Origin of the sequence: uncultured Jannaschia sp. (assembly GCF_947494055.1) — a bacterium.
In the GTDB taxonomy this organism is placed as follows: domain Bacteria; phylum Pseudomonadota; class Alphaproteobacteria; order Rhodobacterales; family Rhodobacteraceae; genus Jannaschia.
This window is the reverse complement of the sequence record NZ_CANLTR010000157.1, coordinates 1-699: the sequence shown is the minus strand read 5'-3', so window position 1 is coordinate 699 and position 699 is coordinate 1. Positions and strand designations below refer to the sequence as shown.

General features: G+C 67.1%; 2 protein-coding genes. One reads left to right on the top strand and one right to left on the bottom strand.

Annotation, left to right across the window (positions count from 1 at the left end):
* On the bottom strand, positions 1–185 hold a 185-nt coding region (locus tag Q1A87_RS23625; RefSeq protein WP_299657302.1), incomplete at its 3' end, for a hypothetical protein.
* On the opposite strand from Q1A87_RS23625, the gene Q1A87_RS23620 reads away from it, so the two are divergent.
* Positions 111–699, top strand: a 589-nt coding sequence (locus tag Q1A87_RS23620) for a transposase (protein ID WP_363323071.1), incomplete at its 3' end; no start/stop codon positions are given. The two genes, Q1A87_RS23625 and Q1A87_RS23620, sit on opposite strands and share 75 nt — an antisense overlap.

The window sequence follows — 699 nt, the reverse complement described above, 5'->3', positions numbered from 1 at the left end:
CGGCTGCTGACCAGCACCGGAGTCAATCTGGCCGTGGCGGCAGGACTGATGGCGGCGATCGGCAGCATCGACCGGTTCAGCTCTCCGCAGAAATTGGTGAGCTCTTCGGCTTGAACCCGCGGGTCCGCCAGTCCGGTCTTGGCGCCGCCCACCACGGTCGCATCAGCAAGGCCGGGCGCAGCCACGCGCGTGCCATGCTGGTCGAGGCCGCCTGGGCAGCGGCGAAGGCGCCGGGGCCGTTGCGCGCCTTCTTCATCCGCGTCCGGGCGCGCCGCGGTCACCAGATTGCGGCCGTCGCGGTGGCGCGCAAACTCGCGGTTCTATGCTGGCACATGCTGACAAAAGGAGAGGACTATCGCTGGGCCAGGCCAAGCCTGGTCGCCCACAAGCGCCGGTCCATGGAACTGGCGGCCGGACGACCCCAGAAGAAGGGCAGCAAGCGAGGCGCGACCTACGCCTACAACGTGAAGGAAATGCGCCATCAGGAAATGCAGATCGCCGAGCGCGCGCAGGAAAGCTACGAGCACTTCGTCGCCGCCTGGCGCTCACATCCGTCAGCGAACGGCGGGTGTGCGGCCGCCTCAAACCGGCAGGGACTGAACAGGCTGCCCGGCGACGCTTCCAGCCGACGCGCCACGCTGTCGACCGCACGACAGAAGAGTAATGGAAACGTGCAGGAAAGTCTTGTCGATCCCATCC